Raw genomic sequence first — 8,386 nt, forward strand, 5'->3', positions numbered from 1 at the left:
AGTTATGCAGCGTCGGCGCAGATCAGAGCGCGCGCGGATGAGCGGTGGCGTACTGTTCGCGCAGGGATTCGGCGGTGACCTTGGTGTAGATCTGGGTGGTGGTCACCGAGGCGTGGCCCAGCAGCTCCTGGACCGTACGGATATCCGCGCCGCCGTCGAGCAGATGAGTCGCGCAGCTGTGCCGCAGCGTATGCGGTGAGACCTCCGCGGTGATGCCGGCGGCCTCGGCGGTCTTCACCAGCACAGACCAGGCCGACTGCCGGCTGAGCCGGGTGCCCAGCTTGTTCAGGAACAGCGCCGGTGACGGCGACCGGCGCGAGGACCCCGAGGAGCGCACCGCAGCCTCGGCCAGTGCGGGACGGCCAGCGGTCAGGTAGTCCCCCAGCGCCTTCTGCGCCATCCGTCCCAGCGGCACCATGCGTTGCTTATCGCCTTTGCCGGTGACCCGCACCAGCACCAGACCTTCGGTGCCGGTCTGCCGCACGCTGTGGACATCGTCGACGTCGAGACCCACGGCCTCGCTGATCCGCGCTCCCGTGGCGTAGAGGAACTCCAACAAAGCCCGGTCCCGCAGCCCCAGCGGGGCGGCTGCGCTGGGGGCCTCCAGCAGCCGGGTCACCTCATCGACGCTCAGCGCCTTCGGCAGCGACTGAGTCAGCTTCGGAGCCGCGACCTCGGCGGCCGGGTCGTGGCTGGTGCGACCCTCCCGGGCCCAGTAGCGGTGCACCCCCCGCACCGAGGCGAGCATCCGCGCAGCGGAACGTTCCTGAAGCGCGGTCCCGCCGTCAGCCCCGGTGGTCACCGTCTGCAGGTAGTCGGAGATGTGCCCGACGTCGATCTGTCCCGGCGCAGTGATGCCCTGGGCGTCCAGGTGGGCGGTGTAGCGGCAGAGGTCCCGCTCGTAGGATGCCAGCGTGTTGGCTGAGGATCCGCGCTCAATGCGCAGGTGTGCCAGGTAGTCGGCGACCTCCGGCCAGAGCGCTGCCGCCGCGGCTCTCTCACGGAACCGCGGCCGTGCAGCCTCAGGCTCGCTCATCGGCAGGTCAGCGGCGCTTCAGTCCCGCGCCGATCAGCCCGGCGAAGAGCGGATGCGGGTTGGTGGGCCGGGATTTCAGCTCCGGGTGCGCCTGGGTGGAGACGTAGAAGGGATGCACGTCCTGCGGCAGCTCCACGAACTCCACCAGGGTGCCGTCCGGGCTGGTTCCGGAGAACACCAGACCTGCCTCGCTGAGCTGCTGGCGGTAGGCGTTGTTGACCTCGTAGCGGTGCCGGTGGCGTTCGGAGATCGTGGTGGTGCCGTAGGCCTGGGCCACCACGCTGCCCTCGGTGAGCACGGCGTCGTAGGCGCCCAGGCGCATGGTGCCGCCCAGATCGCCCTCGCCTGCGACGATCTCCTCCTGCTCAGCCATGGTCGCGATGACCGGGAACTGGGTGTCGGGGTCGAACTCTGTGGAGTTGGCCTCGCTCATGCCCAGCACATTGCGGGCGTACTCCATCACCATGGTCTGCAGGCCCAAGCAGAGGCCCAGCGCTGGGATCTTGTTCTCCCTGGCGTAGCGCAGCGCGCCGATCTTGCCGTCGAGTCCGCGCACGCCGAATCCGCCGGGCACGCAGATTGCGTCGACTCCGGCCAGCGCCTTGGCCGCGCCTTCCGGGTCGGCGCACAGGTCCGAGGGCACCCAGCGGATCTTGGTGCGGGCATTGTGGGCGAAGCCGCCGGCGCGCAGCGCCTCGGTCACCGAGAGGTAGGCGTCGGGCAGATCGATGTACTTGCCGACGAGTGCGACCTCCACCTCGTCGTCGGGGTTGTGCACCACGTTGAGCAGCCGGTTCCACTTGGACCAGTCCACGTCCTTGAACTTCAGGTCCAGGGACTGCACCACATAGGCGTCGATGGCCTGCTTGTGCAGGATGCGGGGGATGTCATAGATGCTGGGGGCGTCGGCGCAGTTGATGACTGCATCGGCGTCCACATCGCACATCCGGGAGATCTTGCCGCGGATATCGGCCGGCAGTTCGCGGTCGCTGCGCAGCACGATGCCGTCGGGCTGGATGCCCAGGGACCGCAGGGCGGCCACGGAGTGCTGGGTAGGCTTGGTCTTCAGCTCCTGGCTGGGGCCGATATAGGGCACCAGGGAGACGTGGAGGAAGAAGACGTTCTCCCGCCCGACGTCCTGCCGCAGCTGGCGGGCGGCCTCCAGGAACGGCTGGGACTCGATGTCGCCGACGGTGCCGCCGATTTCGGTGATGATCACATCGGGGGCGTTCTCGCTCTCGGCGGGCAGCCGCATACGGCGCTTGATCTCATCGGTGATGTGGGGGATCACCTGCACGGTGTCGCCCAGGTAGTCGCCGCGGCGCTCCTTCTCGATGACCGAGGAGTAGATCTGGCCGGTGGTGACGTTGTTGAGGCCGTCGAGGTTCTCGTCCAGGAAGCGTTCGTAGTGCCCGATGTCCAGGTCGGTTTCGGCGCCGTCTTCGGTGACGAAGACTTCGCCGTGCTGGAAGGGGTTCATGGTCCCGGGATCCACGTTGAGGTAGGGATCCAGCTTCTGCATCACCACTGAGAGTCCCCGGGCGCGGAGCAGGTGTCCGAGCGAGGAGGCGGTGAGGCCTTTGCCGAGGGAGGAGACGACGCCGCCGGTGACGAAGATCTGCCGGGTGGTGTCGGGACTGTTCTGATTCCGTGAATTAATGCGCTGCGCCACGGAGTTCCAGCCTATCATTCATTCGCGGTGATGCGCCGGTCATGGGTTCTCCTGCGCGGCGGTCTGCAGCAGCTCGGAGGCGTGCGCCTTGGCGGAGGCGGAGTCCTCCTGGCCGGCGAGCATGCGGGCCAGCTCCTCCACCCGTTCAGCGTCGGAGAGGGCGCGCACATCGGAGGCGGTGACCCCGGCGGCAGCGTCGGCGGTCTTGCGCACGTGGATGTGCTGGTCGGCGTAGGCGGCCACCTGGGGCAGGTGGGTCACCACGATCACTTGGGCGTGGCGGGCGAGCTTGGCCAGCCGGCGGCCGATCTGCACTGCGGCCACACCGCCCACCCCGGCGTCGACCTCGTCGAAGATGAAGGTTCCGGCCGCCGCCTGGGCTGCCAGCACCACCTCCAGGGCGAGCATCACCCGGGAGAGCTCACCTCCGGAGGCGCCTTTGCCCAGCGGCAGCGGTGCGGAGCCCGGGTGCGGGCTGAGCAGGATAGCCACCGTGTCTGCTCCGTGGCGGCTCAGCTGCTCCTCGGCGGTGACCTCCACCACCAGTTCGGCGTGCGGCATGGCCAGGGCGGCCAGCTCCTCCCCCACCGCTTCGGCCAGCTGCCGGCCGGCTTCACGGCGACGCCGGGTCAGATCCTCAGCCTGGCGCTGCAGCTGCTGCTCCAGTTCGGACACCGAGGCGGTGAGCTCCTCGATCCGTTCGGCGTCGGAGTCCAGAGTGCTCAGCCGGCGTCGTGCCTGATCCGCCCAGGCGAGCACATCGTCGATCTCTGGTCCGTAGAGGCGCATAAGCCGGTCGAGCTCGGCACGGCGCTGGTGCACCTGGGCCAGCCGTTCGGGTCCGGACTCGTCCAGCCCGGCGGCGTAGATGCCCAGCTGGGAGGCGGCGTCGCTGAGCAGCGCAGAGACGTCGCTGAGCTGCTGGGCGATGGTCTCCAGCTCGGGGTCCTGGTCGGTGACCGGTGCCAGGGCTGCGGCGCTGGTCTCGAGCAGTTCGGCCGCATTGGGTCCCGGTTCGACGGCTTCGGCGGCGTCGGCACCGGTCAGCGCCTGCTGGGCGGTGCGGGCGGCTTCCCGCAGCGCCTCCACGTTCTCCAGCTTCAGGGTCTCTGCTCTGAGCTGCTCGTCCTCCCCGGGCTGGGGGTCGACCTCGTCGATGCTCTCCAGGGCCTGCTGCAGCTGCTCGGCTTCGCGCCGGCGTTCGATCTCATGGGCGGTGATCTCCTCCAGCTCCGCCTTCTGCGCGGTGTAGCGGCTGAAGTCCTGCTGGTAGTTCTCCAGCAGCTGGGCGAACTCGGCGCCGGCGAAGCTGTCCAGGGCCCGGCGCTGGGCGGCGGCGGACTTCAGGCGCAGCTGGTCGCTCTGACCGTGGACGGTCACCAGCTCTGCGCCGATCTCCCCCAGCAGCGAGATGGGGACCGGCCGCCCGGCCGCCGATGCGCGGCTGCGGCCCTTGGCGCTGATCACCCGGCCCAGAAGCAGCGGGTCGTCGTCGCCGTCGTCGTCGATGATCTCGGCCTCCTGCAGCCGGCGGCGGGCCGGGTGCCCTGCGGGAACTGCGATGGCGGCGTCCACTGCGGCGCGTTCTGCTCCGGTGCGCACTGCGGAGGCCTCAGCCCGGGCGCCGAGCAGCAGTCCGAAGGCGGTGACCACCATGGTTTTGCCCGCTCCGGTCTCACCGGTGACCACGGTGAATCCGGGGTCCAGCTCCAGCTCGGCGCGGTCGATCACGCCGAGTCCGCTGATGGTGAGGTGCTCGATCACCTGCTCAGACCTCCTCTCCTCCGCTGGCAGAGGGCAGAGTGTTGGATGCTTCCACCGGTCCCCGCCATCCGGTGGTGGGGAGGTTGAACTTGTCCACCAGCCGTTGGGAGAACGGCGTCTGGTGGACCCGGGCCAGCAGCACCGAGCGCTCGGAGCGGGTGACCTCCACGCGGGAGCCGGCCGGCAGCTCCATGGACCGGGCGCCGTCGCACCAGAGGATTCCGTGCTCGTCGCCGCGCTGGAGCAGCTCCACCGCCATCACCGAGTCCGGGGCCACCACCAGAGGCCGGGCGAAGAGCGCGTGTGCGGAGATCGGAACCATCACCAAAGCTTCCACCTCCGGCCAGACCACCGGCCCGCCGGCGGAGAAGGCGTAGGCGGTGGACCCGGTGGGGGTGGACATGACCATCCCGTCGCACCCGAAGGCTGAGACCGGGGCGCCGTCGATCTCGATGACCAGTTCGATCATCCGCTGGCGGGAGGCTTTCTCGATGCTGGCCTCGTTCAGCGCCCAGCTGGAGCCGATGTGGTGGTCGGCCTGCCAGACCTGCACGTCCAGGGCCATGCGTTCTTCGACCGTGTAGTTCTGATCCACCACCCATTGGACGGATTCGTCCAGCTGGGTGCGCTCGGATTCGGCGAGGAAGCCCACGTGCCCGAGGTTGACGCCCATCAGGGGCAGCTGGGCCTGGCGGACCAGGTCTGCGGCGCGCAGGATGGACCCGTCGCCGCCGAGGACCATGCCGACTTCGCAGCGGGACAGCGGAACCTCCCGGTCGGCCACGGCTACCTGCGCGGATCGGAGGTCTGCGGCGGCCACGGAGGCGACGGCTTCGATGTCGCGCTCCAGCATGACCGGGCGCAGGCCTGCGGCGTGCAGGCTGGCTGCCACCGTGACGGCCGCGTCCACGGCGTCTCGCCGGCCGGTGTGGGCCAGGACGAGTACCTCCCGGGTCATGGGGCCTCCTTCGCGGTGGTGTGCGGCTCGCCGTATTCGACGCCGTCCAGCAGGGCTCTGTCCAGCCTATCGTCCGGGGCGGACTGCTCCTGGGTGTCAGCTGCACAGTGCAGGAAGAACTCGGCGTTGCCGTCCTGGCCGGGCAGCGGTGATCGGGCGGCACCGCGCAGGATGAGGCCGGCCTCTGCGGCGGCCTGCGCCACGTTTTCCACAGCTTCTCTGCGCTGGTCGGCGCTGGTGACCACTCCGGTGCGCGGCAGCCGCTGGCGGCCGATCTCGAACTGCGGTTTGACCATCAGCAGCACATCAGCTGCCGGGGCTGCCATGCGGGCCAGCGGCGTGGTGACCAGCCGCAGCGAGATGAAGGAGAGGTCGGCGACGATGAGGTCGAAGGGCGCACCGAGGTGCTCCGGCTCGGCATACCTCAGATTGCAGCCTTCCACGGAGGTGATCTGCCGGTGGCCGCGCAGCGCGGGGGCGAGCTGGTCGTGGCCGACGTCGACGGCGACCACATGCTCGGCTCCGTAGTGCAGCAGCACCTGGGTGAATCCTCCGGTGGAGGCTCCGGCGTCCATGCAACGGCGCCCGGCGGGGTCCACGCCGAAGATCTCCAGCGCGCCCAGCAGCTTATGGGCGGCGCGGCTGACCCACTGGTGCTCGGCGGCGACGCTGATATTCGATGCCGGCCCGACGACGGCGGCTGGTTTGGTGACGACGGCGCCGTCGACGCGCACGTTCCCGCCGGTGATCAGTTGGGCGGCACGGCTGCGGCTGGGTGCCATGCCGCGGGCGACCAGTTCCTTGTCCAGCCGCTGGTTCTGCTTGGCTGCCGCCACGGCCTCAGTCCCGGGTGATGGAGTTCAGCCACTGGGTGAGGCTGCTGTGCAGCTCCTCGGCCGAGCGGATATGGGCCTCCAGCTGCTCCAGGGTCAGCTCCTGCGCTGCGGCGGTATCGTCAGCCTGGTCCGCGCCGTCAGCCGCCTGCCCGCTCTGGTCAGCAGCTTGGTCCGCGCCGTCAGCCGGCTGCTCCCCCTGGTCGGCAGGCTGGTCCCCGCCGCTTTCGGGCGGTGGGTCCTGCGCAGGGTGACCCGGCGTGTGGTTCGTAGTCTCACTCATCATGAGTCCCGGTGGTCTCGGTGAACAGGTCCTGCAGGCTGGTGATGATCCAGTCCGGCTTCTGGTCCCCGGTGGCGGTTTCGGCTTCTGCGCGGCTGGTGGATCCGGTGAGCACCAGGGCGGTGGTGCAGCCGGCCCGGTTGCCCCCGAGGATGTCGGTGTCCAGCCGGTCACCGATGACCAGGGGGTTCTGCGCTGCGAGGGCTTCGGCTGCTTGGGTGAACATGACCGGCTCGGGTTTGCCCGCCGCCCGGGGGCGGGTGCCGGTGGCGAAGTGGATGGCTTCCACCAGGGCGCCGTTGGCTGGTGCGATGCCGTGTTCGCGCGGCACATTGCGGTCCAGGTTGGTGGCGAACCAGGCGGCCCCGGCATTGATGGCGTAGGCCGCCTCGGCCAGGTCTGTCCAACCGAGGGTGGGTTCGAAGCCTTGGATGACGGCATAGGGCCTGTCCTGCGCGCTGTGCACCACGGTGTAGCCGGCTTCGGAGACCAGCTGGCGCAGCGCCTGGCTTCCGGTGACCAGGATGCGTGCCGGCGGTGGGACGTGCTGGCGCATCAGCCGCACTCCCGCCGGGGCGGAGCCGAAGACTTCGGAGGCCTGGGCGTCGATGCCGAGTTCGCGCAGATGGGCGGCGATCTGCTCGGCGGACCGGGAGGCGTTGTTGGTCACGAAGGCGCAGCGCAGCTGGCGCTGCTTGATGGATCTTACCGCCTCGGGGGCGCCATCGATGGCCTCGGGTCCGGCATAGAGCACGCCGTCCAGGTCGAACAGCACGGCGTCATGGTGGTCGATCAGCGGCACTCGGGCTCCTGGGGATCAGTCTCTGCGGGTCTGGTGGGCGCCGGAGTCATCGACGAGGTCTTTGACCTTCGGCAGGGCCACCGGCTCTTCGTCGTCGTCGAAGTCCATGATTTCAGGCTCGGCGTAGGAGCCGGTGCCCAGGGCCTTCTCGGCCACCGGGATCTGCGCCTGCCAGCGCTGGGCCTCTGATTCTCTGCCCAGCTGGATGAGGCATTCGGCGTACATGCTGTAGAGGCGGGGGCTGAAGCTGTAGGCGCGCTGAAGGTTCAGTTCTGGGATTTCCAGTGCCGCCAGGGCCGAAGCGTGGTCGCCGAGGTCTTGGTGGGCTCCGGCGGTGACCATGGCCAGCTCCGCCCGGGCGCTGCCTGAGATCTGCTGCGCTTCGGGTTCGGCCGCCAGTTCCAGGGCTTTCTCCGGTTTGCCGAGGCCGCGCAGACAGTCGGCCATCACGGCCAGGTGTGTCTGGTCTCCGCTGATGCGGCGGTAGGTGCGCAGCTCCCGCAGCGCCTCCGCGTAGTCTCCGGCGGCGTAGGCGGCAAGTCCGACGGCTTCACGGACCAGGGCCAGGCGGCCGCCGCGCCGTGAGGCGGCCAGGGCATGTTCGAAGGCCAACTGCGGGTCGATGTCGATGAGCCGACCAGCCATCACCAGGTGCTTGGCCACCCAGGTGCGGTTGGTGTCGTTGAGAGTGCCCAGCTGCCGGGCTGCGTCCTTGTCCAGCTCCCGGCCGGTGACGTCCTCGTCGATCTCCGGGGACCGCTCGCGCTTTTCGCGGTTGGCCCGCCGCAGGTCTGCTGGATTGCGGGCGGGGCGTTCCCGGTTCGGGCGGTCATGGGTGGATCGGTCTCGTGGTGTCACTGCTCAATCATATCGACGTCGGTGAGGGGAACTGTCTTCGGATATGACTGAGGCCCGAGCGTGGCGTCGTTGCCGTGCTCGGGCCTCAGTTCTAGTGAAGTGTGTCCGGCGGTGTCCTACTCTCCCACACTGTTTCCGGTGCAGTACCATCGGCGCTGTGGGTCTTAGCTTCCGGGTTCG

At 69.2% G+C, this 8,386-nt stretch carries 8 protein-coding genes; all 8 read right to left on the minus strand.

The annotated features are described in order from the left end of the window. Positions 1-22 precede the first annotated feature (22 nt). Genes xerD through Q1K09_RS12670 form a run of 8 tightly spaced genes read right to left on the minus strand, consistent with a single transcriptional unit; the run spans position 23 to position 8,206 of the window. The gene (gene xerD / locus Q1K09_RS12635; RefSeq protein WP_300345827.1) at positions 23-1,036 is read right to left on the minus strand and encodes a site-specific tyrosine recombinase XerD; all 1,014 of its coding nucleotides are present in this window, start codon (positions 1,034-1,036) and stop codon (positions 23-25) included. A gap of 7 nt (positions 1,037-1,043) precedes the next feature. After that, positions 1,044-2,726: a CTP synthase gene (locus Q1K09_RS12640; protein WP_300345829.1), complete on the minus strand. Its 1,683-nt coding sequence runs from the start codon at positions 2,724-2,726 to the stop codon at positions 1,044-1,046. Between the two features lie 21 nt (positions 2,727-2,747). Then, positions 2,748-4,472, minus strand: a complete 1,725-nt coding sequence (gene recN, locus Q1K09_RS12645; protein WP_300345830.1) for a DNA repair protein RecN — start codon at positions 4,470-4,472, stop codon at positions 2,748-2,750. A gap of 4 nt (positions 4,473-4,476) precedes the next feature. Further along, positions 4,477-5,430: an NAD kinase gene (locus Q1K09_RS12650; protein ID WP_300345831.1), complete on the minus strand. Its 954-nt coding sequence runs from the start codon at positions 5,428-5,430 to the stop codon at positions 4,477-4,479. Then, positions 5,427-6,266 (minus strand): TlyA family RNA methyltransferase, encoded by an 840-nt coding sequence (locus tag Q1K09_RS12655; RefSeq protein ID WP_300345832.1) that lies wholly within the window; start codon positions 6,264-6,266, stop codon positions 5,427-5,429. The genes Q1K09_RS12650 and Q1K09_RS12655 overlap by 4 nt, the downstream gene beginning before the upstream one ends. 4 nt (positions 6,267-6,270) lie before the next feature. Continuing rightward, positions 6,271-6,546, minus strand: a complete 276-nt coding sequence (locus Q1K09_RS12660) for a hypothetical protein (protein WP_300345833.1) — start codon at positions 6,544-6,546, stop codon at positions 6,271-6,273. Next, the gene (locus tag Q1K09_RS12665) at positions 6,539-7,348 is read right to left on the minus strand and encodes an HAD-IIA family hydrolase (RefSeq protein ID WP_300345834.1); all 810 of its coding nucleotides are present in this window, start codon (positions 7,346-7,348) and stop codon (positions 6,539-6,541) included. Before Q1K09_RS12665 ends, Q1K09_RS12660 begins: the two co-directional genes overlap by 8 nt. A gap of 15 nt (positions 7,349-7,363) precedes the next feature. Beyond that, positions 7,364-8,206 (minus strand): hypothetical protein, encoded by an 843-nt coding sequence (locus Q1K09_RS12670; RefSeq protein ID WP_300345835.1) that lies wholly within the window; start codon positions 8,204-8,206, stop codon positions 7,364-7,366. Between the last annotated feature and the right edge of the window lie 180 nt (positions 8,207-8,386).

Origin of the sequence: Nesterenkonia sp. (assembly GCF_029265375.1) — a bacterium.
GTDB lineage: Bacteria > Actinomycetota > Actinomycetes > Actinomycetales > Micrococcaceae > Nesterenkonia.

Excerpts from the sequence above, each read along its gene's own strand:
- Q1K09_RS12640 (WP_300345829.1), bottom strand. The coding sequence starts at position 2,726 with ATGATAGGCTGGAACTCCGTGGCGCAGCGCATTAATTCACGGAATCAG.
- Q1K09_RS12660 (WP_300345833.1), bottom strand. The coding sequence starts at position 6,546 with ATGAGTGAGACTACGAACCACACGCCGGGTCACCCTGCGCAGGACCCA.
- xerD (WP_300345827.1), bottom strand. The coding sequence starts at position 1,036 with ATGAGCGAGCCTGAGGCTGCACGGCCGCGGTTCCGTGAGAGAGCCGCG.
- Q1K09_RS12650 (WP_300345831.1), bottom strand. The coding sequence starts at position 5,430 with ATGACCCGGGAGGTACTCGTCCTGGCCCACACCGGCCGGCGAGACGCC.